Source organism: Stenotrophomonas sp. Ste96 (assembly GCF_024519495.1).
In the GTDB taxonomy this organism is placed as follows: Bacteria; Pseudomonadota; Gammaproteobacteria; order Xanthomonadales; family Xanthomonadaceae; genus Stenotrophomonas; species Stenotrophomonas bentonitica_A.
In genome coordinates, this window is the sequence record NZ_JALJRX010000005.1 from 131,081 (window position 1) to 153,444 (window position 22,364).

Below are 22,364 nucleotides of genomic sequence, written 5' to 3' on the forward strand. Positions count from 1 at the left end.
GCCAGTGGATCAGTGTTTCGCAGCGGCTCAGGCGGTGGCGGTCCCCGGCAGCAGGAAGGCCAGCGCGTCGGCGCAGGACTCGTCTACCTTCAGGCTCAGCAGCGCATCGGCGCGGGTAAGCCCGCGGTTGAGCGCGGCGATCGGCAACCCGGCCTGGGCCGCGGCCTGCACGAAGCGGAAGCCGGAATAGACCATCAGCGAGGAGCCGACCACCAGCACCGCATCGGCGCGCTGCAGATGGTCGTGAACGGTGGCCACGCGCTCACGCGGCACGCTTTCACCGAAGAACACGACATCCGGCTTGAGCACGCCGCCGCAGGCCGGGCAGGCCGGCACCTGGAAGGACGAGAAATCCATGTCCAGATCAGCATCGCCGTCTGGCGCCTGTGCGGCCTCCAGGTGCTCCCAGCCCGGGTTGAGCGCCAACAGCCGGTGCTGGAACGCCTCGCGCGGCGTACGCGCTTCACAGCCCATGCAGCGCACCTGGTCCAGCCGCCCATGCAGATCGATCACCGCCTCGCTGCCCGCCCGCTGATGCAGGCGATCGACATTCTGGGTGAGCAGCAGCTCGACCTGGCCACGCGCTTCCAGCGCGGCGAGCGCGGCATGCGTGCCGTTCGGCTGGGCCCAACCGAACCGCGGCCAGCCCAGCAGGCTGCGCGCCCAATAGCGCTGGCGCGTGGCCAGCTCACCCATGAATGCCTGATAGGTGACCGGTGGCGTCCGCTTCCACTGGCCATCGGCATCGCGGTAATCCGGGATGCCCGAATCGGTGCTGCAACCCGCGCCGGTCAGCACGAACAGGCGCTGGGCGCGGTCGATGAACTCGGCGAGAGGTGTGCTCATGGACAGCAGATGGGGGCGCAGGGGGGTGAGGCAATCCGGAGATCGGGAGCCGCTTACGGGCCCGGGATGTCACCCGGCAGCGACGGGACGCTGGTCGGGTGGCCGTCGGCATCCAGCGCGATCATCACGAAGTGCCCGCGCGTGCACAGCTTGCGCTCGCCGGTGTGGAGATCTTCGGCGATCAGTTCTACTTCTACCTTCATCGAGCTGCGGCCGACTTCGACGATGCGGCCGACGGTTTCCACCATCTGGCCGATGCGGATCGGCAGCTTGAAATCGACCTGGTCCGAGCGCGCGGTGACCACGGTGCGGCGCGAGTAGCGGGCCGCGGCCAGGAACGCCGCCTTGTCCATCCAGGCCAGTGCCTGGCCACCGAACAGAGTGCCCAGGTGGTTGGTGTGGTTGGGGAACACGATCTCGGCCATGCGGACTTCGATGGGCGGGATGGTCTCGGGGATGGGGGTCATGGCGGGGGCCGGGAATGGTGGGGTGGCGCGGATGATACGACAGGGGGGTGGATGGGTCGCGTAGAGCGCAGACGAAAAAGCCCCGGAACAGGTCCGGGGCTCTTGGGAATCACGACGCGAGCGTCAGATCAGAACGACATGTCGAACGACACTTCGCCCTTCACGCCCACCTGGTAGGCCGACGAACGGCGCTCGAAGAAGTTGGTCAACTCCTGCACGTCCTGCAGCTCCATGAAGCTCAGCGGATTGCGCACGTTGTACTTCTTCTCCATGCCCAGGCGATGGAAATGATTGTCCGCGCAATGCTGCAGATACTGGCGCATGTCACGCGTCGAAATGCCTGCCACGCCGCCCGACAGCACGTCCTCGGCGAACTGCACTTCGCACTCGATCGCCTCGGCCAGCATGTCATACACTTGCTGCTTCATCGCATCGTCGAACAGGTCCGGCTCTTCCTCGCGGATCACGTCCACGCACTCGAAGGCGAACTCCATGTGCGCGCTCTCGTCGCGGAACACCCAGTTGGTACCCGAGGCCAGACCGTTGAGCAGGCCACGCGAACGGAAGTAGTAGACGTAGGCGAAGGCCGCGAAGAAGAACAGGCCCTCGATGCACGCCGCAAAGCAGATCTGGTTGAGCAGGAACTGGCGACGCTCGTCACGGGTCTCGATGCGCTTCAGGTTCTGGATCGAGTCGATCCACTTGAAGCAGAAGTCCGCCTTCTTCTTGATCGAGTCGATGTTCTCCACCGCGTCGAACGCCTTGGCGCGCTCGTCCGGATCGGGCAGGTAGTTGTCGAGCAGGGTCAGGTAGAACTGCACGTGCAGCGCCTCTTCGTACAGCTGGCGCGACAGGTACATGCGCGCTTCCGGCGCATTCAGGTGCTGATACAGGTTCAGCACCAGATTGTTGGACACGATCGAATCGCCGGTGGCGAAGAACGCGACCAGGCGGTGGATCAGGTGGCGCTCGCCCGGCGACATCTTGCCGTGCAGGTCGCTGATGTCGATCTGGAAATTGATTTCCTCGACCGTCCAGGTGTTCTTGATGGCGTTGCGATACATGTCATAGAACTGCGGGTAGCGCATCGGGCGCAACGTCAGTTCGAAACCTGGATCGAGCAGCATTTGACGAGGCTTGTCGGCCATGGTGTTTCGTCCTTCTTGGCAACGACCGACCAACGGTCGGTCACTACCGGATGTGTGATTTTTCCGGCGGAACCGGTGTTCCCGGATAGGCGCCGACGTTGGTCGGTGCACCCGGCGGTGCCGGCCCGGTGGGCCGGCACGCCTTTGTTTACTGGCACGCCTCGCAGCTTTCCGGGTTTTCCAGCGAGCAGGCGACGGCTTCGACCGGGGTGTAGCTGCTGACGGTCGTCTTGGCGATCTTGGTCGCCGGGCGCGAACGCAGGTAGTACGTGGTCTTGATGCCCTGCTTCCAGGCGTACATGTACATGGAGGACATCGCGCCGATGCTCGGGCTTTCCATGAACAGGTTGAGCGAGGCGGACTGGTCGATGAATGCGCCGCGGTCGGCGGCCATGTCGATCAGCGAACGCATCGGCAGTTCCCAGGCGGTGCGGTACACGTGGCGCAGGGTTTCCGGGATCTGGGTGATGCCCTGGATCGAGCCTTCGGCCAGCTTGATCGCGTCGCGCATTTCCGGGGTCCAGTGGCCGAGCTTCTTGAGCTCGTTCACCAGGTAACGGTTGACCTGCAGGAAGTCGCCGGACAGCGTTTCGCGCTTGAACAGGTTGGACACCTGCGGCTCGACGCACTCGTAGCAACCGGCAATCGAGGCGATGGTCGCGGTCGGGGCGATCGCGATCAACAGCGAGTTGCGCAGGCCGTGTTCCTTGATGCGCTCACGCAGGGCATCCCAACGCGCGGTGTCTTCGGGCACCACGTTCCAGGCATCGAACTGCAGCTCGCCGCTGGCGGCACGGGTGTCGGCGAAGGACGGGTGCTTGCCGCGTTCCTGGGCCAGCTCGCACGAGGTTTCCAGCGCGTGGAAGTAGATCGTCTCGGCGATCTTCTTCGACAGCGTACGGGCTTCGGCACTGTCGAAGGCCAGGCGCTTGCGGAAGAACACGTCCTGCAGGCCCATGCAGCCCAGGCCGACCGGACGCCAGCGCAGGTTGCCGCGGCGGGCGGTTTCGATCGGGTAGAAGTTCAGGTCGATCACGCGGTCGAGCTGACGCACGGCCAGGCGCACGGTGTCGGCCAGCTTGTCGAAATCGAACTCGCCGTGGCCGTCGAAATGATTGCCCAGGTTGATCGAGCCCAGGTTGCACACCGCGGTCTCTTCGGCCGAGGTGATTTCCAGGATTTCGGTGCACAGGTTGGACAGGTGGATCACGTTGCCCGGGCGCAGCGTCTGGTTGCTGGCGCGGTTGCACTTGTCCTTGAAGGTCATCCAGCCGTTGCCGGTCTCGGCCAGGGTACGCATCATCCGCGAGTACAGCTTGCGGGCGGAGATCGTGCGCTGGGCCTTGCCCTGGGCTTCGGCCTGCAGGTAGGCCTGCTCGAAGGCTTCGCCGAACAGATCGGTGAACTCGGGCACCACGCTCGGATCGAACAGCGACCATTCCTGGTCGGCCTCCACGCGCTGCATGAACAGGTCCGGCACCCAGTTGGCCAGGTTCAGGTTGTGCGCACGGCGCGATTCGTCACCGGTATTGTCACGCAGTTCGAGGAAGTCCTCGACGTCGGCGTGCCAGGTTTCCAGGTACACGCAGGCCGCGCCCTTGCGCTTGCCGCCCTGGTTCACTGCGGCGACCGAGGAATCCATGGTCTTCAGCCACGGCACGATGCCGTTGGAATGGCCGTTGGTGGACTTGATCAGCGAACCGCGCGAACGCACGCGGCTGTAGCTGACGCCGATGCCGCCGCTGAACTTGGAGAGCTGGGCGATGTCGCCGTACTTGGCGTAGATCGACTCCAGCGAATCCTGCGGCGAATCCAGCAGGAAGCACGAGGACAGCTGCTCATGCGTGGTGCCGGAGTTGAACAGCGTCGGGCTGGACGGCAGGTAATCCAGGTTGCCCATGCGCTTGTACAGCGCCAGGGTTTCCGGCACGTCTTCGCTCAGCGCGCTGGCGATGCGCAGGAAGAACTGCTGCGGGGTCTCGATCACCTTGCGGGTGTGCGGATGGCGCAGCAGGTAACGGTCGTACAGGGTACGCAGGCCGAAGTAATCGAAATGCAGGTCCAGCGACGGATCGATCGCGTCGTTGAGCTTGCGGGCGTTGACCTGCACGAACTCCAGCAGGCGCGCGTTGATCAGGCCCACTTCGTGGCCGCGGCCAACCGACTGCGAGAACGCATGGATTTCCTGGCCGGACACTTCCTTGGCGATGAAGTTGGCCAGCAGGCGCGCGGCGAGGCGGCCGTATTCGGGTTCTTCACCGATCAGCAGCGCCGAGGTGCGGATGGACAGCTCGTCCAGCTCCTGGGTGGTCGCGCCGTTGTACAGGCCGGAGATGGTGCGGGTCGCAACGCGCATCGGATCCACCGCATGCAGACCTTCGCAGCAGCGCTGTACGGCGCGCACGATCTTGTTCAGGTCCACCAGTTCGGTCGTGCCATTGCGCTTGGTCACGCTCATGGCGGTCGCCGTGGGCGGCGAGGTCAGCAGGAATTCGCTTTCCTTATCGATAGCTGCGCTGGTTTCGGTGCTCACGGCGTTTTCCTCTTGGCGTGATTTGGGGTGGTACAGCGTGGGTCTGCCTGGCAGGCGCCGGAACCGATGCAGAGATGCTCAGGGTGGACTAGCGGCGTCGCAGGAGCCGCGACCCGGGCAGGCAAGCCTGCGGGCGGTTCCCCTGCGTCACCGGTCCTCTCCCCCCGGAGAATCCTGCGACCGGCACCACACGCTGTACTTCGTGCGGTTGTCAGTAGGTCTTCAGGCCATCGGCGTGAAGGCGATACGCCCGTCGACTTGTGGTCGGCGGTACCGACGGCCACAAGATAGTGGGGGTACCAGGTGTCGTCAACGCCAAATGTAGTGAATTTCCCTAATCCCTTGCGGCGCAAGGACCGGGCCGGGAAGGCGTCCGACGAACGGTCTGGACCTGTCGAAAGCGAGTGCGCAGTCAAGGCCGAAACGCCGATCCGGGATGCGACGCAGGGGCACGAAAAACGGAACAGCGGGCCTCACGCGACCCTAACGAATGGCCGCCGGTCAGGGTGACTTCCGACCCGCGCCGGGGACGCCCCGGGGTGCCACGCTGCGATGCGTCTCCTTTATATGAACGCGACCATGCGCCTGCCCCTGTTCGGCTGTCTGATGTTGGGCCTGACCTTGGCTGGCACCACCGCTGCCGGCGAGAGCAAGAGGCCGGAACTGTCCTCGCGCCAGTGCGGGGTAAGCACCCCTTACAACGTGCTGGTGGACAGTGGCGGGATCTGGCTGCGCAACCGCGAGCAGGTGCCGGCGGAGATCTTCTTCCACGATGGCGAACTGAACATCGACCGCCAGCCGATCCCGGTCAGCGACGCCGATGCCCAGCGCCTGCGCCAGCTCGAGTGGGGCACCCGCCAGCTGGTGCCTGCGGTGGCCGGAGTCGCCGGGGAGGCCACGGACATCGCCTTCGATGCGCTGGGGGCCACGGTGGAGATCATGACCGGCAGCCGCCGGAAGGCGCGCGAGGTGGAGGGGCTGCGCAGGGATGCCCACGATTACGTTGGCCGTACGCTGGGCCGCGGGATCTGGGAGCAGGATCTGTTCGGCGAACAGTTCGAGGCGCGCATCGAGCAGGCGGCCGAGTCGATGTCGGCCTCGCTTGCCCGCGGGGTGATGTGGACGATGCTGACCGGCGGCTCGGATCGGATCGAGGCGCGCGCCGAGAAGATGGAGGCCGACCTGGAGCGCCGCATGGAGGCGCGCGGGCAGGTGCTTGAGGCGCAGGCCCGGTCGCTGTGCACCCAGGTGCTGGCACTGGATGCGATCCAGCAGTCGCTGGAGGTGCGCTACCAGGGCAAGCCGCTGGCGATGATGGTGATGGACCGCGACGAGGACGCGACCGCGCCGATCGCGCACGAACAGCCGCGCGGGGACGCGTTGGTGTTACCGCCGTTGTAGAGAACATCCACGCATGGCGTGGATCTACCTCACGGCCTATCCAGGCCCGGCGTGGAGCTACGCGCGGTGCGGGGTGCCCAGATACTCGGCGCTCTGCATTTCAATCAGGCGCGAGGCGGTACGTTCGAACGCGCCCTGCAGCCGGACGCCCGAATACAGCCCGACCGGTGAATCGGTGGCGGTGCAGACCAGGTTGACGTGGCGGTCGTAGAGCTCGTCGATCAGGTTGACGAAGCGGCGCGCAGCATCTTCATTCAGCTTGTCGAAGTGCGGAATGTCGCCCAGCAGCACGGTGTTGAACTCGTGCGCGATCTCGATGTAGTCCGACGGGCCGCGCGGGCCCTCGCACAGCGCTTTGAAATCGAACCAGACGATGCTCTTGCCGCGGCCGCGCACCGGAATCTTGCGCGCTTCGATCTCGATGTTGCCCGCCTTGGCCGGTTGCCCACCGCTGAGCTCGGCCCAGCGGCCGGCCAGCCAGGCATCGCTGCCGGCATCGATCGGGGCCTGGTACACCGGCGAGCGGGTCAGCGCGCGCATGCGGTAGTCCTCGGTACCTTCGGCGTACAGTTCCACGCAGTAGGTCTGCAGCAGCCCGATCGCGGGCAGGAAGCTGTCGCGCTGCAGGCCGTTGAGGTACAGGTTTTCCACCGCGGTGTTGGAGGTGGTCACCAGGGTCACGCCCTCGGCGAACATGCGCTCGAGCAGGCGCGCCAGCAGCATCGCATCGCCGATATCGGTGACGAAGAACTCGTCCAGCACCAGCACGCGCAGTTTGCTGCGCCATTCCTGGGCGATCTTCGCCAGCGGATCGCTTTGCCCCTGGTGCTCGCGCAGGCGCTCGTGGATGCCGCGCATGAAGCGATGGAAGTGGGTGCGGTACTTCTGCTCGATCGGCAGGCCGTCATAGAACAGGTCGACCAGGAAGGTCTTGCCGCGCCCCACCCCGCCCCAGAAGTACAGGCCCTTGACCGGTTCGGGCTTCTTCCAGAATGCGGAAAGGCGATCCAGCCAGCCATCCTGCGCGCTGTCGACCAGCGCGATATGGATGCGGTCCAGCTCGGCCAGGGCGGCGTGCTGGGCCGGGTCGTTCTGCCATTCGCCCCGGGCCACGCCATCGGCGTAGCGCTGCGACGGGGTCATCACGGTGTCGCTCATGCCGCGTCGGGGGCCGCGTCGGGCGCGGGAACCGGCAGCCACTGCTTGACGCCATGGATGAGCGCGCCGCGCAGGTCGACGATCTTGCGGTGGAAGAAGTGGCTGGTATCGGGCATGCGCACCAGTTCGTGCGGTGCATCCAGGCCGTCCAGCCAGTCATAGACCGCCTGCGGATCGACGATCTCGTCTTCCTCGCCCTGGATCACCAGCCACTGGGCCGGCGGCTGCATGCCCTCGAAATCCCAGCGCCCGGCGGGCGGCGCGATCGAGATCAGGGTGGTCGGCTGCAGGTCGCCCGCCGCGCGCAGCGAGACGTAGGCGCCGAAGCTGAAACCGGCCAGCCACAGGTCCTGGCCCGGCCGCTGCGCACGGACCCAGGCGGCGACGGCCTTGAGGTCGTCCTGCTCGCCCACGCCATTGTCGAACGTGCCGGCCGAGTCGCCGACGCTGCGGAAGTTGAAGCGCACGGTGGCGATGCCCAGGTCGCGCAGCGAGCGCGCGGCCATGGTCACCACCTTGTTGTGCATGCTGCCGCCCTCGGTGGACAGCGGATGGCAGACGATCGCCACCACCGGCTGCACCGCGACACCGGCCTCGGGCAGATCAACCACGACATCCAGCGGACCGACCGGTCCGTCCAGCGTCAGCGCACCGCTTTCTTGGGGAAATGGGGGATTGTGCATGGCGTCATAATACCGTCCCTCCGCGTGCTTCACCGCCGCCCCCGCCGGATCCGTACATGCACTATCTGGTTTTCAGTGTTTTCTGCAGCGTGCTGGTCTCGGTCCTGCTGAAGCTGGCGCCGCGCCAGCAGCTGGACATGCCGCAGGTGGTGACCTGGAATTACCTGGTCGCCAGCGTGCTCAGCGCGGTGCTGCTTCAGCCCTCGCTGGCTTCGCTGCAGGCCCCGCATGCACCGTGGGCGGCCCTGCTCTGCCTGGCCGTGGCGCTGCCGGCGATCTTCCTGATGATGGCCCGCGCGGTGACCCGCGCCGGGATCGTGCGCAGCGACGTGGCCCAGCGGTTGTCACTCCTGCTTTCGCTGCTGGCCGCGTTCCTGGTGTTCGGGGAGAGCGCCAACGGCTGGAAGCTGGCCGGCCTGGGGCTGGGCCTGCTGGCGATCCTGGGCATCAGCGTGCGTCCGCGCGCCGGTGCGGCCGAGCCCTCCGGTGGGCGGGCCTGGCCATGGCTGCTGGCGGTGTGGGTGGGCTATGCCCTGGTCGACGTCCTGCTCAAGAAGGTGGCGTTGTCGGGCACGCCCTCGATGGCGGCACTGCTGGCCAGTTTCAGCATGGCCTTCGTGCTGATGTTCCTGCTGCAGTTGTGGCGCCACCTGCGCGGCATCGCCCGCCTGCAGTGGCGCAACGGGGTCGGCGGCGCCCTGCTGGGCCTGCTCAACTTCGGCAATATCCTGTTCTACGTGCGTGCCCACCAGCACCTGCCGGACAGCCCGGCAGTGGTGTTCGCCGGCATGAACATCGGCGTGGTGGTGCTGGGCGCGCTGGTGGGCATCGTCGGTTTCGGCGAGCGCACCAGTGTGTGGAACCGGGTGGGCCTGGCGTTGGCCGTGGTGGCGATCGGGCTGATCGCGTGGGGCACGTGGTAACTCGTTGATGCGGTGCCGGCCAGCGGCCGGCACTACCCCGGGCAACGCGACGGTGGCCGGGCGTGCCGGCGCACCCGCGCGGTATCAGCGATCAAACCCCAGCAGCAGCGGATCATGGTCCGAGCTGCGCCACGGACCCGCTTCATTGCGGTCGCGGTAGCCGACATCGTCGGCCTCATCGGCGTTGATGTGCCACTCCGCGGCCGCGCGCAGGCGCTTGGCCATGCCCGGGCTCAACAGCGCATGGTCCAACCGGCCGGTCATGCCGTTGTAGACGTAGCTGTAAGGCCGTTCGACCTTCGCCACGGCGAACGCATCGCGCCAGCCGGCGGCGTGCAGGGTGCGGATCGGATCTTCCATGGCGTAGGCGTTGAAGTCGCCCAGCAGCACCGCATCGCGGGTGCCCGCACCGGTCGGGTCGGTCGCCAGCCACTGGTCCAGCAGCGTGGCCGAGGCGACCCGGGTGGCATTCCAGCAGGCCTGGCCGTCCTTCTGATCGGCATCGGCGCCGGTCGCGTCCGAGCAACCCTTGGATTTGAAATGATTGGCCACGACCACGAACGGCGCGCCCTTGCCCGCACGGAAGGCCTGCGCCAGCGGCACGCGGCTGCGCTCGCCGAAGGGCTCCTTCTCCAGCACGGCGGGGGCGCCGACCGGGGTCACGCGCGTGGCGCGGTAGATGATGCCGACCCGGATCGGGTTGTCACCGGGGCCCTGCTTCGCGTTGATGAAACGCCAGTCGGCACCCTGGCCCCGGTCCGCATTGAGCGCATCGACCAGCTGGGCGATCGCCGACTGCGGGCCGTAGCCGTCGTTCTCCAGTTCCATCAGCGCGGCGACATCGGCACCCAGGGCGTTGATGGTGGCGACCAGCTTGGCTTTCTGCGCCTGGTGTTCGGCCAGGGTGCGCGCACCACGCAGGGTCGGGTAACCACCGCCCTGCCCGTCGCCATTGAAGAAGTTCTCCAGATTGAACGCCGCCACATGCAGGGCACCGGCCACCACCGGTACCGCCGGGCGCTCCAGCGCGGGCAGGTTCAGGGGGCGGGTCACCTGCAGGCGGGCGTTGCCTTTGGGATCGATACGGACGACGCCATCCACATTGCGCAGGACCATGCCGGTGCGCAGGTTCGCCGCCGCCGGCAGGTAGGCCACCGGGCCGGGGTCGCGGGCGTCGCTGCCATCGTCGAGCACCAGCCGGCGGTGCAGGTTGTCGGCCACCACCTGCGCGTGCCCCGCAGTGCCGGGCGCGGCCACTTCGCTCGGCTGCCAGAGGCGGCCGCCGAAGGCCACGGTCAGCTCACCGAAGCGCGACAGGCCATCGGTGCCGGCCAGGGTCAGCGGCGCGGCGATGCGGACCTGCTGGCCATCCAGCGTGCGCCAGTCGGTGGGCGGCGTGGTCAGGGTGACCGTGGCCGACGGGGTCGGCGCCGGGCGCACCTGCGGCGAGGTGGCGGGCTGCGGCTGGGCGGCATGGACCGCGCCGGACAACGCCAGCGCGAGAGCGAACACGAGGGGGGTACGGCGCATCGAAAGCAGGACTCCAGGGAAGTGCGACAAGGCTAACCATATAAAGTGAAACGCCGCCCTTCGGCGGCGTCGGTGACCTGATCCGGCAAAGCCGCTATTTCAGGTTGGCCAGCATCCAGTCGACCGTGGCATGGATCTGCTCTTCGGTCAGCGCCGGATTACCGCCCTTGGGCGGCATGATGCCACCGTCCGGGCCGGTATAGCCCTCCACCGCGTGCTTGTAGAGCGTGTCCTTGCCCTGGGCGATGCGCGCATCCCAATGGCTGTGGTCCAGGGTCGGCGCATTGCCGACGCCATTGGTATGGCAGGCGGTGCAGAGGTTGTCGAAGATCACCTTGCCGTCGGTGGTGCCGCCGTAGGCGACCTGCGAGGCGGCTTTGACCAGCGCGGCGGCCTGGGCGGCAGCCTGCGCGGCGGCACCGGTGCTGCCGGCGTAGACCGCACCGGCCGGCGCGATGCGCTGTTCCGTGCGTTTGGCCGCCATCGGCGAGACTTCAGGGGGGATGCTGGTATGCAGGTAGGCCGCGAAGATGATGAGGCCAAGTGTGATGGCCATCAGCAGCGCGATGACCATGGAGAAGCGTTTCAGGAACTCGAGGTCGTAATTCCGCACTCTCTATACCCCTGGCTGGTAGTCGTTGGACCACGGCTTGTCGGCCGAGTATGACCATCGTCGGCGGCGCTGCGCAAGCGACCGCCGGGTGTCGCAATGCAGCATCGGCGCGACTCAGGCGCCGGCGGCACGCAGGCAGAAAACACAGATCGACTCGACCAGCGCATCTTCATCGCCGTGCGCGTCGCGGCTGAGTGCGGTCGGGCCGACCAGCGCCTCGGTGAAGGCGCCCACGATGCAGGCTGCGGCCACATGGGTGTCCTGCGGCGGGAAGGTGCCTGCCTCCACGCCATCGGCCACGATGCGCCGGAACACGTCGCCGAACAGACGCCGGCAGCGGATGCGCTCGGCTTCCACTTCCGGATCCACCGGCTCGGCGATGAAGGCATAGGCCAGCCCGGGGCCGGCCAGCGCGCGGCGCACGAAGGCGGTGATCGCCCGGCGCAGGCGCTCGGGCGCGGGCAACGGCTCTGCCGCGATCGCCTCGAAGATGCGCAGCTCGTGGTCCACCGCGGCCGTCAGCACCTCCACGAACAGCTCGGCCTTGGAAGGAAAGTGCCGATAGATCAGCCCGGTGGACACCCCGGCCTCGGCCGCCACGGCGGTCACCGGCGCATTGCGGTAGCCGCCGGCGGCCACCAGCGCACGGGTCGCCAGCAGGATGCGTTCACGGGCGCCGGCAAGGCGTTCTTCCATCAGGGCGGAGCGTTTATAGGCCATTTTTTGATTCTATGTTCAATTTTTGAATTTGTGTTCACTTCTTTGTCGAACCCGGCTACGCTGGGGGTACATCGCCCGCGGGACGGCCCTGTCAGCCCGTCCATCCCTCCCGGCGCGTCCCATCCCTTGTTGTTGCGGAGTCGCCCATGCACGTCCCGACCATGAACTTCGATCTCGGCGAAGAGATCGACCTGCTGCGCCAGAGCGTGGCCCATTTTGCCTCCGCTGAAATCGCCCCGCTGGCGGCCAAGGCCGACGAAGAGAATCTGTTCCCCAATGCGCTGTGGCGCAAGCTCGGCGAGCAGGGTCTGCTCGGCCTGACCGTGGAAGAGGAATACGGCGGCAGCGGCATGGGCTACCTCGCGCACGTGGTGGCGATGGAAGAGATCTCGCGTGCCTCCGGTGGCATCGCGCTGTCCTACGGTGCGCACTCCAACCTGTGCGTGAACCAGCTGCGCAAGAACGGCAACGAAGACCAGAAGCAGCGCTACCTGCCCGGCCTGTGCAGCGGCGAGCTGGTCGGCGCGCTGGCGATGAGCGAGCCGGGCGCCGGCTCGGACGTGGTCTCGATGAAGCTGCGCGCGGACAAGCGTGGCGATCACTACGTGCTCAACGGCAACAAGATGTGGATCACCAACGGCCCGGATGCCGATGTGCTGGTGGTCTACGCCAAGACCGATCCGGATGCGGGTGCCAAGGGCATCACCGCGTTCCTGATCGAGAAGGGCATGAAGGGCTTCTCCACCGCGCAGAAGCTGGACAAGCTCGGCATGCGCGGCTCCAACACCTGCGAGCTGGTGTTCGAGGATTGCGAAGTGCCCGAAGCCAACGTGCTTGGCGTGGTCGGCGGTGGCGTCAAGGTGCTGATGTCCGGCCTGGACTATGAGCGCGTGGTGCTGTCCGGTGGCCCGCTCGGCCTGATGGCTGCGGCCATGGACGTGGTGATGCCGTACGTGCACGAGCGCAAGCAGTTCGGCGAGGCGATCGGCACCTTCCAGCTGATCCAGGCCAAGCTGGCCGACATGTACGTGGGCCTCAACGCCTGCCGCGCCTATGTCTACGCGGTGGCCCGCGCCTGCGACCAGGGCCGCACCACGCGCCAGGACGCGGCCGGCGCGATCCTGTATTCGGCCGAGAAGGCCACCTGGCTGACCGGCCAGGCGATCCAGATCCTGGGCGGCAACGGCTACATCAACGAGTACCCGACCGGTCGTTTGTGGTGCGATGCCAAGCTGTATGAAATCGGCGCCGGCACCTCGGAGATCCGCCGCATGCTGATCGGCCGCGAACTGTTCCAGCGCACCAAGTAAGGGCCCTGCCATGACCGTATTGAGCACCCAGCTGCAACCGGGCAGCGACACCTTCGAGGCCAACCGCGCCGCGCTGCAGGCGGTCGTCGACGACCTCCGCGCCACCCTGGCGCAGACCGCGCTGGGCGGCAGCGAAGCGGCACGCGCCAAGCACACCGCACGCGGCAAGCTGCTGGTGCGCGACCGCATCGATGCCCTGCTCGACCCGGGCAGCGCCTTCCTGGAAATCGCCCCGCTGGCCGCGCACGGCATGTATGGCGATCCGATCCCCAGCGCCGGCGTGGTTGCCGGCATCGGCCGGGTCTCGGGCGTGGAGTGCGTGATCGTGGCCAACGATGCCACCGTCAAAGGTGGCACCTACTACCCGATGACGGTCAAGAAGCACCTTCGCGCGCAGGAGGTGGCCGAGCAGAACCGCCTGCCCTGCATCTACCTGGTGGATTCGGGTGGCGCATTCCTGCCGCTGCAGGACGAGGTGTTCCCGGACCGCGACCATTTCGGCCGCATCTTTTACAACCAGGCCAACCTGTCCGCGCAGGGCATCCCGCAGATCGCCTGCGTGATGGGAAGCTGCACTGCCGGTGGCGCCTATGTGCCGGCGATGAGCGATGAAACGGTGATCGTGCGCGAGCAGGGCACCATCTTCCTCGGCGGCCCGCCGCTGGTGAAAGCGGCCACCGGTGAAGTGGTCACGGCCGAAGAACTGGGCGGTGCCGATGTGCACACGCGCATTTCCGGCGTGGCCGACCACATGGCCGACAACGACCTGCAGGCGCTGGCCCGGGTCCGCGCGATCATCGCCCAGCTCAACTGGCGCAAGCCCGAGCCGGCGCTGGCGGTGCAGGCCCCGGTGGAACCGCGGCATCCGGCCCACGAGCTGTACGGCGTGATTCCGGCCGACACGCGCAAGCCGTACGACGTGCGCGAAGTGATCCTGCGCCTGGTCGACGATTCGCGCTTCGATGAGTTCAAGCCGCGCTACGGCAACACCCTGGTCACCGGCTTTGCGCACCTGCACGGCTACCCGGTGGGCATCATCGCCAACAACGGCATCCTGTTCTCCGAGTCCGCGCTGAAGGGCGCGCACTTCATCGAACTGTGCACGCAGCGCGGCATACCGCTGGTGTTCCTGCAGAACATCACCGGCTTCATGGTCGGCCGCAAGTACGAGCACGGCGGCATCGCCAAGGACGGGGCCAAGCTGGTGATGGCCGTGGCCTGCGCGAAGGTGCCCAAGTTCACCGTGGTGATCGGCGGCTCGTTCGGCGCCGGCAACTACGGCATGTGCGGCCGCGCCTACTCGCCCAACTTCCTGTGGATGTGGCCGAACGCACGCATCGGCGTGATGGGCGGCGAGCAGGCCGCCAGCGTGCTGGCCACGGTCAAGCGCGACGGCATCGAAGCCAAGGGCGGGCAGTGGTCGGCCGAGGAAGAAGACGGCTTCAAATCACCGATCCGCGAGCAGTTCGAATCGCAGGGCCACCCGTACTACGCCAGCGCCCGGCTCTGGGATGACGGCGTGATCGATCCGGCCGACACCCGTCGTGTGCTGGGCCTGGCGCTGTCGGCCAGCCTCAACGCCCCGGCGAAGAAGACCGACTTCGGCGTGTTCCGCATGTAATGCACGGGCGGTGCCGCCTGGCACCGCCGCCCCTGGCCCGCGCAACGAGACCACCATGTTCACCAAGATCCTGATCGCCAACCGTGGCGAAATCGCCTGCCGCGTCATCGCTACCTGCCAACGCCTGGGCATCGCCACCGTGGCGGTGTACTCCGACGCCGACCGCAACGCGCGCCACGTGCGCCTGGCCGACGAGGCCATCGCGATCGGCCCGGCACCGGCGCGTGAGAGCTACCTGCGCGGCGACGCCATCCTGGCCGCCGCCCGCCGCACCGGCGCGCAGGCGATCCATCCCGGCTACGGCTTCCTCTCGGAGAACGCCGGTTTCGCGCAGGCCTGCGCCGAGGCGGGCATCGTGTTCATCGGCCCTTCCGCCGCGGCGATCCGCGCGATGGGCGACAAGAGCGCGGCCAAGGCGCTGATGCAGCAGGCCGGCGTGCCGCTGACCCCGGGCTACCACGGCGACGAGCAGATCCCCGAGTTCCTGCGCAAGCAGGCCGACAGCATCGGCTATCCGGTGCTGATCAAGGCCAGCGCCGGCGGCGGTGGCAAGGGCATGCGCCGCGTGGACGACAGCGCGACCTTCACCGAGGCGCTGGCCAGCTGCCAGCGTGAGGCGCAGTCGGCGTTCGGCAACGCACACGTGCTGGTGGAGAAGTATGTCGAGCGCCCGCGCCATATCGAGATCCAGGTGTTCGGCGACAGCCACGGCAACGTGGTGTACCTGTTCGAGCGCGACTGCTCGGTGCAGCGCCGCCATCAGAAGGTGCTCGAAGAAGCGCCTGCCCCCGGCATGACGCCCGAGCGCCGCGCCGCGATGGGCAAGGCCGCCGTCGATGCCGCGCGCGCGGTCAACTACGTCGGCGCGGGCACGGTGGAGTTCATCGCCGGCCCCGATGGCGATTTCTACTTCATGGAAATGAACACCCGCCTGCAGGTGGAGCACCCGGTCACCGAGTGCATCACCGGCACCGACCTGGTGGAATGGCAGCTGCGCGTGGCCAGCGGTGAGCCGCTGCCGCTTCAGCAGGATCAACTGCAGATCCGCGGGCACGCACTGGAAGCCCGCCTGTACGCCGAAGACGCCGACCGCGGTTTCCTGCCGTCCACCGGCACCCTGCACCACCTGCGCCTGCCGGCCAACACCGCGCACGTGCGCGTGGACGCCGGTGTCGAACAGGGCGATGCGATCACCCCGTTCTACGACCCGATGATCGCCAAGCTGATCGTCTGGGATGTCGACCGCGACGCCGCGCTGCGCCGCATGCAGCAGGCGTTGGCCGAATGCGAAGTGGTTGGCGTGACCACCAATGCCGCCTTCCTGCGCCGGCTGGTGATGACCGATTCGTTTACCCAGGCCAAGCTGGACACCGCGCTGATCGAGCGCGAGCAGGCCGCCCTGGCCCCCAACGACAACGACAGCGGTCCGGCACTCTGGGCGCTCGCCGCGATCGCCGGCGTGGCCACCAGCGAGGCTGCCAGCCGTGATGCGCGTGACCCGCACTCGCCGTGGCAGGCCCAGGATGGCTGGCGCCTGGGCGCGGCCGCCGCACGCGCGCTGACGCTGGAGCACCGGGGTGCCCAGCGCAGCGTGACCGTGCAGGGCGCGGGCGAACAGTGGACCGTCCAGGTGGACGGCAACGCGCTGCAGGGCAGCGGCCGCCTGGCCGGTGATGCACTGCGCGTACAGATCGGCGAGCAGCTGCACCGCGCCGCCGTCATCCGCGACGGCAACGAGCTGTACCTGTTCGGCAGCGAAGGCGTGCAGCGCTTCACCCTGCATGATCCGGTCAGCGAAGCGGACCAGTCCGTTGCCGATGCCGGCAGCCTGGTCGCACCGATGCCGGGCCGTATCGTGGCCACGCTGGTGGCACCGGGCACGGCGGTCAAACGCGGCGCGCCGCTGCTGGTGCTGGAGGCGATGAAGATGGAGCACACGCTACAGGCGCCGGCCGATGGCACCGTGCAGGGCTACCGGGTGAAAGCCGGAGACCAGGTGGGCGATGGGGCGGTGCTGGTGGATTTCGAGGCGGACGGGGCCTGAGCCCCGCTCGTCCGCTCAGCCAACCCGCTGCCAGACCTGCTCCAGTGGATCAAGCTCGGCTGTCTGCATGTGCTGGCCGCGCCAGCCGAACCCGCAGACCGCCAGCGCTCCCTGCCGGATAGGATCCAGGCCAAAGCCGCGCTCGAGGTGCTTTTCATTGATCGCACCGGTGATGAACGCCCCCAGGCCCAGGTCGGTCGCAGATAGGTACAGCGTCTGCGACAGGTGCCCCGCCTCCAGCGTCACGACCCGGTATCCCTTGGCGTGGCGGCGGTACTTCCAGAACGTTCGATCGAAGCGTGGGACCAGGGTGACCAAGCAATGTGCATTGGCAAACCAGTGCTGCTGGCCGACGCTCTCCATGATGAAGTCGCGCAGTGGCCGTTCCGGGTCCGGCAGGGGCACCAGGTCGTGGCTATCGGCACGGTACCGGTAGAGGCCGGGACGCACGCCGTCCACGTTCTGCACGACCAGATAGGCCTCGATGGGGTGGAGGCCCCCGCCGGAGGGGCTGTTCTTCTTGTGGAACACCAGGTCCGGTCCCACTCTTACCTGTGACTGGGCGCCAAATACTCTTGCCAGCATCCGGGTGAACATGGGTAACGGCAGGACGCGGGAATCGTCGAAGTTCCTGCAGGTTGCGCGCCGCAGCAGCAGCGCATCGAACTCCGTCGGCTCGGTGTGCGGCAACACGATCGCCTCGACTTCACCGCGTGTCGCGGTGTTCGCTGGCGGCGGACCAAGTACCTCGCGCATTCCCTTGGCCGTATCGGTACCGCCATCCACGGTGTTCTTGACCGCATCCACGGCATCCCAGCGGGTGAATGCGTGCAGGATGGCCGCCAAGGGATGCCAGTGACTGTCGCGCAGGCGCTGGTCATTGGCCAAATGCACTGCCGCGGTACTGTCGGTTTCCGATTGCTCGAGCAGCACCAGCCCGGCGTCGACCAAGGCAGCCTGCTCATCACCGTGCATCCCGATGCTGTCGGCCCAGACCCATTGGCTCGGACCGAGCACGCCCAGCAGATCGCGCTGACGGGGGCTGACCGGCACCGGTCCATCCAAGTGCGGGGCCAAAGCCATCCACCCCAGGCTGCGAACCATTCCATTGCCGCCGCTGAGCAGACTCTGCAACTGGAACTCCACTGTTTCGCGTGGCTCGAACAACACGACTTCGCAGCGACGTATCCGCACTGTGGGACTCTCCGACTTCACCGGCACCGCGCCGTCGTCCTGCCATATCGGCACGGGACGTCCAATCTGTACCGACTCAACGAGTGCTAAAGCCTGGTCGATCGCGGTCGATGTTGCTCTCTGATCCGTGCTCTCGCGGCTCCCAAACCGATTCGATTGAAGGAAGTAGACATGTCGTTGCCGCCCCTGGAACCTGCCATCGCCCTGGCCTTGATTTGCCGCCTGGGAACCGATGACACGTTCCGTGCACTGTTCGCCTCCGATCCCGCCGCCGCGCTGGTGGAGATCGGCATGTCCACCGCAGACGCTGCGGCGCTCGGTGTCTGCTGCGAAGTCAATGAGCTTGCCGCCAAGAGCGACATTCTGGCGGCCAAACAGGAGCTGCAGGACATGTTCACGTCGTTGCAGAATCAGACCGTTCCGGCACTGGACGCCAACCCGGCAGGCAGCCACACGCTCAAGGGTCCGTAAGCAGGTCCGCGACGGCAAGCCCGGCAACACGCTTGCCACCGCGCAACTCTGCCGCAATACGGCTGGCGGCATTGCTGTCGGTAACGTTCATCGCCTGCATGCAATACCCGCAATCCAGTTCGGCATACGCCATGCCACGATTGCTGCGGAGAAAATCCGCCTGTGCCAGGGCCTCGCTGTTCCTCCCCAATGCACGCAGCGTATTCATCGCCGCGACGCGTGTCTGGAATCTGGACGTATCGCGCAGGAAAGGCCGTAGCTTCTGCATGGCCGCAGGCGCGTCGCCGGTCAGGCGGAGGCGTTCGGCGGCGACCACTGCCCGCATTTCGTCCAGTGCAGTCGCACCACCGGCATCACGGCCGCTGTGGATCACGCCCAGCACGCGGCTGCTGGTGTCCATGTCGCCCATGCGGGCAGCCAACAATGCCGTGCCCATGGCCATCATGGCATCTTCGCTGGCGTCCGGATTGCCCTTGTCAGCCAATCGCTTCAATGCACTGTCCGCTGCTGCGCGCACACTCTTCAGCGCAGCTTCGCGGTTGCCAGCCGCCCATTGCACCGTCGCCTGTGGCAGCAGATACAACTGGCGATCAAAACCTGTTTCGCCCGCCATCGCACTGACGCCCGCAGCCGCCTCTGCTTCGGCACGTTGCCACTGGCCGCGATCCGCCGCAATGGAAATCCGCTCCACACCCGCGTGCCGGTTGTGGGTGGATTGGGCCAGGTGCTTATCTGCTTCAGCATAGTTGCGCTCGCTCGCCGCAACAGCAGCGAGATAGCGATGGCTGGCGGTACGGCCACCAGCAACAGCCGTTTCCAGCGCGCGTCGCGCGCCAGCCTGGTCGCCGTTGGCCAAGGCGATGCGCCCCAGTTGGTCGTAGGCGATATTGGACAGCTCAAAACGGCTGTCCGCTGCGCGGCTGGCATAGGTGAACGCCTCTGCGTAGCGATTGTCGGTATATAGCCAGATAGCGGCATTGTGCTGCGCCGAGAAATAATCCGGATAAAGGCTCGCCAGCTGCATCCAGGCATCGGCGGCCTTGGACTGATCGGTCAACGTGGTGAACCATGCGTCCAGATACAGCTCTTCGCGAGCCGGCAGTCTGTACGACAGCGACTTCAGGCGACGCACCACTGCCAGGGCGCCAGGCTTGTCGACGTCGGCAACGCGCGCACGCACCTGGCCCATCCATGCAAGGGCGAAATTCGGATCCAGCTGGACAGACCGCTCATACATGGCCAGGGCCCCCCGGTAGTCTCCCTCGCCGTAACGGCGCTGGCCAAGCGCGTACGCACGCAATGCATCCAGGCTCGAGGTGGTGACCAGCGGCAACGGCATCGAGTCGACCTTGAGCCTGGCTTTGCCTTCTCCCAACTGATCGCGCAGCCGTGTCGTGACCTGGTCGATCGAACCAAGAAGCGACTGCACACCTTCACCGTCGGCAGAGGCAACCGCCAGGGTTTGCTGTGAATGCGGTTCAAGCACCTCTACGCTGATCCGCGCGCGCCCGCCCATCTCGCTGACGGTCGGCAGCAGGACCAGCTGGGCGCCCGCGCGCAGCGCGACTTCGGATGCAGAGGTCGCATCCAGTGGTGCGCCTGGCTGCCGACGCATCAACTCCATGATGCCGCGCGCCTTCATGTCACTCAGCACGTTGACGTGCCGGGACTGTTCCAGGCTGATCCGGAATGCCTGCTGCAACGAATCATCCAGAACCACATTGCCCGTCAGGTTGCGCACGTCGCCGATGACCACCCAATCCCGTTCGGCAAAGGCGATGGCCGGCTCCGGACGCAGCAGCATCCAGCCACCCACACCGGCCACGACCACCAACAGTACCTCGGCAGCCAAAGCCGCCGGCTGCCGCCACAATGGAAGGTCGCGCCGCGCCTTCGCATTACCGCGTGGCATCCGCAGCGGTGCGAACCCGATTTCACCTACCTCGAACACCTCTTGCCTGGCCGGCACCCCCTTGAACCGCCAGCGGCCGTGCGACCTCCACAGCAGCTGTTCACCGCGCTCGCCCAGTTCACCGGTGGCGCGATGGGTCAATGATTCGGCCACCGCCGAGAGCAGTATCTGTCCTGGCCGCGCCAAGGTCATGAGCCGAGCGGCCATCGGCTTGGCCAGGCCCTCCACCTCCAGCGACTTGGCGCCCACCTTGATCGCTTCGGGACTGTTCTCCCACGTCAGCACTTCGCCCACATGCAGGCCTGCGCGCGCGCGCAGCACGATGTTGCGTTGCTTGCCGATCTCCTGCAGGCCGCGTTGGTAATCCAGCGCAAACCCCAGCGCATCGATCGCACGATCGAACAGCAGGAACAGCCCGTCGGAGCGGTCGATCTGATGACCATTCCACTGCTGCTGCAGCGTCAACACCAACCGGTCGTGCTGCTGGAACAGTTCCGCCGCCGCCGCGTCACCGATGCGCTCCACCAGGATCAACGAGTCGCACAGATCGGTGAACAGCAGCGCCCGCATCTGCGGGGCCTGGGTCGACGTTCCGTTGTCGCCGTTCATGCCGATCTCCCGATCAGGGGGTGGCGGTCGCTGATCGCGACCAGTGCAATCGGTTGCCGCCCAGCCGTTTGGCCTGGTACAGCGCATTGTCGGCGCGAGCGTACCACTCGCTCCAATCGGTCTGCGGGTCGATCAGGCAGACCCCGATGCTGACCGGGCACACGTGCGGCACGCCGTGGGCGCGGCCGATCAGGCCATGCACCGCGCTGAGAATGAACTCGGCGGCGTGCTGCAGGCTGTCCTGGTCGGCGCTGCGCAGCAGCAGGCAGAATTCGTCGCCGCCCAGCCGGCAGGCCACGTCCGGCTCGGTGGCCACCGAGCGCAGGATGTTGGCCACGCTCTGCAGCACGCGGTCGCCGGCCTGGTGGCCGTGCACATCGTTGACCTGCTTGAACTGGTCGCAGTCGATCAGCAGCAGGCCCTGCGGCGCGCTGCCTTCCTGCGCACGGCAGTCCTGCAGGTAGAGCGCCAGGCCGCGCCGGTTGTGCAGGCCGGTCAGCTCGTCGGTGCGCACCAGCTCGCGGGTGTGGGTGAGCTGGTGGGTGGTGACGTAGAGGTTGTCCAGCGCGGTTTCGAGATCGTGGTTGCGGCGGCGCAGCTGGCGGATCAGCACCTGCTCGTTGCTCACCACCCGCATGATCGTGCGGCGCAGGAAGTAGGCCAGCAAGCCAGGGTCGCGGTCGACCAGACGCTGGAAATCGTCGTGGTCCAGTTCCAGCACGATGCTGTCCTGGACCGCACGCGCGCCGGCCGTGCGCTGGTGGTCGCCGATCAGCAGGCCCAGCTCGCCGAAGAATTCATTGGGACCGAGTGACTTCACGACGAGGTCTTCGCCGAAGTCCAGTTCGATGCAGCCGCTGACGATCACGTACATCGTGTTGCCGGCGTGGCCACGATGGAACAGATGGGTGCCTGAGGGCAGCTTGCGTTGCCGGCCGAATTCGGAGAACAATGCGGACTCGCCGTTGCTCAGGATGGCGTGCACGATCTCAGCCATCGCCTTTCGGTCGATGTCTGGTTCCTGTTCGCACATGATCGCCGCCGCACCCTTGCCGGTCATTTCCGAACACCCGCTTTTCAGCGTCCCCCTGGTGAGCGATGGAGGATAGCACTCCTCAAAACTGTGCGCCCTATCCCATTTCCGACTTTTACCCCCCAAGATCGTGAAAACACGCGCGTTC

The 22,364-nt window shown here is 66.7% G+C and carries 18 protein-coding genes; 6 read left to right on the top strand and 12 right to left on the bottom strand.

All coding sequences use genetic code 11. The features are described from left to right. Positions 1 to 27: 27 nt before the first annotated feature. The 4 genes from OC373_RS13765 to OC373_RS13780 form a co-directional block, all read right to left on the bottom strand. A complete protein-coding gene (locus OC373_RS13765) occupies positions 28 to 846 on the bottom strand; it encodes an NAD-dependent protein deacetylase (RefSeq protein ID WP_261997869.1) in 819 nt (272 codons plus the stop codon). Positions 847 to 899: 53 nt separating this feature from the next. Then, positions 900 to 1,313: an acyl-CoA thioesterase gene (locus OC373_RS13770; RefSeq protein ID WP_019184839.1), complete on the bottom strand. Its 414-nt coding sequence runs from the start codon at positions 1,311 to 1,313 to the stop codon at positions 900 to 902. 128 nt (positions 1,314 to 1,441) lie between these two features. Next, positions 1,442 to 2,461: a ribonucleotide-diphosphate reductase subunit beta gene (locus OC373_RS13775; protein ID WP_019184840.1), complete on the bottom strand. Its 1,020-nt coding sequence runs from the start codon at positions 2,459 to 2,461 to the stop codon at positions 1,442 to 1,444. 148 nt (positions 2,462 to 2,609) lie between these two features. Further along, the gene (locus OC373_RS13780) at positions 2,610 to 4,994 is read right to left on the bottom strand and encodes a ribonucleoside-diphosphate reductase subunit alpha (protein WP_070426398.1); all 2,385 of its coding nucleotides are present in this window, start codon (positions 4,992 to 4,994) and stop codon (positions 2,610 to 2,612) included. Positions 4,995 to 5,573: 579 nt separating this feature from the next. On the opposite strand from OC373_RS13780, the gene OC373_RS13785 reads away from it, so the two are divergent. Then, on the top strand, positions 5,574 to 6,395 hold the full coding sequence (locus OC373_RS13785) for a YggN family protein (RefSeq protein WP_261997870.1): 822 nt from the start codon (positions 5,574 to 5,576) through the stop codon (positions 6,393 to 6,395). 57 nt (positions 6,396 to 6,452) lie between these two features. Here OC373_RS13785 and zapE read toward each other — a convergent pair whose 3' ends face one another. Then, positions 6,453 to 7,553 (bottom strand): cell division protein ZapE, encoded by a 1,101-nt coding sequence (gene zapE / locus OC373_RS13790; RefSeq protein WP_046272294.1) that lies wholly within the window; start codon positions 7,551 to 7,553, stop codon positions 6,453 to 6,455. Then, a complete protein-coding gene (locus OC373_RS13795) occupies positions 7,550 to 8,236 on the bottom strand; it encodes a CocE/NonD family hydrolase (protein ID WP_070474322.1) in 687 nt (228 codons plus the stop codon). Before OC373_RS13795 ends, zapE begins: the two co-directional genes overlap by 4 nt. Before the next feature lie 56 nt (positions 8,237 to 8,292). Between OC373_RS13795 and OC373_RS13800 the strand changes: the two genes are divergently transcribed. Further along, positions 8,293 to 9,159, top strand: a complete 867-nt coding sequence (locus OC373_RS13800) for an EamA family transporter (protein WP_261997871.1) — start codon at positions 8,293 to 8,295, stop codon at positions 9,157 to 9,159. An 84-nt stretch (positions 9,160 to 9,243) separates the two neighbouring features. Here the strand turns inward: OC373_RS13800 and OC373_RS13805 are convergent, their stop codons facing one another. The 3 genes from OC373_RS13805 to OC373_RS13815 form a co-directional block, all read right to left on the bottom strand. Continuing rightward, positions 9,244 to 10,689, bottom strand: a complete 1,446-nt coding sequence (locus tag OC373_RS13805; protein ID WP_261997872.1) for an ExeM/NucH family extracellular endonuclease — start codon at positions 10,687 to 10,689, stop codon at positions 9,244 to 9,246. Positions 10,690 to 10,783: 94 nt separating this feature from the next. After that, entirely contained in the window at positions 10,784 to 11,302 is a 519-nt protein-coding gene (locus OC373_RS13810) for a c-type cytochrome (RefSeq protein ID WP_261997873.1), read from the bottom strand. 114 nt (positions 11,303 to 11,416) lie between these two features. Further along, positions 11,417 to 12,022 (bottom strand): TetR/AcrR family transcriptional regulator, encoded by a 606-nt coding sequence (locus OC373_RS13815; RefSeq protein ID WP_046272289.1) that lies wholly within the window; start codon positions 12,020 to 12,022, stop codon positions 11,417 to 11,419. 146 nt (positions 12,023 to 12,168) lie between these two features. Between OC373_RS13815 and OC373_RS13820 the strand changes: the two genes are divergently transcribed. From OC373_RS13820 to OC373_RS13830, 3 genes are read left to right on the top strand one after another with little or no spacing between them, the layout of a single operon-like run. Next, positions 12,169 to 13,332, top strand: a complete 1,164-nt coding sequence (locus OC373_RS13820; protein ID WP_261997874.1) for an isovaleryl-CoA dehydrogenase — start codon at positions 12,169 to 12,171, stop codon at positions 13,330 to 13,332. A gap of 10 nt (positions 13,333 to 13,342) precedes the next feature. Beyond that, complete coding sequence (locus tag OC373_RS13825; protein WP_070474306.1) at positions 13,343 to 14,953, top strand: carboxyl transferase domain-containing protein; 1,611 nt, start codon at positions 13,343 to 13,345, stop codon at positions 14,951 to 14,953. Between the two features lie 55 nt (positions 14,954 to 15,008). Beyond that, positions 15,009 to 16,997 (top strand): acetyl/propionyl/methylcrotonyl-CoA carboxylase subunit alpha, encoded by a 1,989-nt coding sequence (locus OC373_RS13830; RefSeq protein WP_261997875.1) that lies wholly within the window; start codon positions 15,009 to 15,011, stop codon positions 16,995 to 16,997. A 15-nt stretch (positions 16,998 to 17,012) separates the two neighbouring features. Here the strand turns inward: OC373_RS13830 and OC373_RS13835 are convergent, their stop codons facing one another. After that, the gene (locus OC373_RS13835; RefSeq protein WP_261997951.1) at positions 17,013 to 18,191 is read right to left on the bottom strand and encodes a putative peptide maturation dehydrogenase; all 1,179 of its coding nucleotides are present in this window, start codon (positions 18,189 to 18,191) and stop codon (positions 17,013 to 17,015) included. 171 nt (positions 18,192 to 18,362) lie between these two features. Between OC373_RS13835 and OC373_RS13840 the strand changes: the two genes are divergently transcribed. Next, a complete protein-coding gene (locus tag OC373_RS13840; protein ID WP_019184854.1) occupies positions 18,363 to 18,662 on the top strand; it encodes an NHLP-related RiPP peptide in 300 nt (99 codons plus the stop codon). On the opposite strand, the gene OC373_RS13845 is transcribed toward OC373_RS13840, so the two are convergent. Together OC373_RS13845 and OC373_RS13850 are read right to left on the bottom strand one after the other, a co-directional pair. Beyond that, on the bottom strand, positions 18,649 to 21,183 hold the full coding sequence (locus OC373_RS13845; protein WP_261997876.1) for a putative peptide modification system cyclase: 2,535 nt from the start codon (positions 21,181 to 21,183) through the stop codon (positions 18,649 to 18,651). The genes OC373_RS13840 and OC373_RS13845 overlap by 14 nt on opposite strands. Before the next feature lie 13 nt (positions 21,184 to 21,196). Next, complete coding sequence (locus OC373_RS13850) at positions 21,197 to 22,243, bottom strand: GGDEF domain-containing protein (protein WP_261997877.1); 1,047 nt, start codon at positions 22,241 to 22,243, stop codon at positions 21,197 to 21,199. Positions 22,244 to 22,364: the final 121 nt, after the last annotated feature.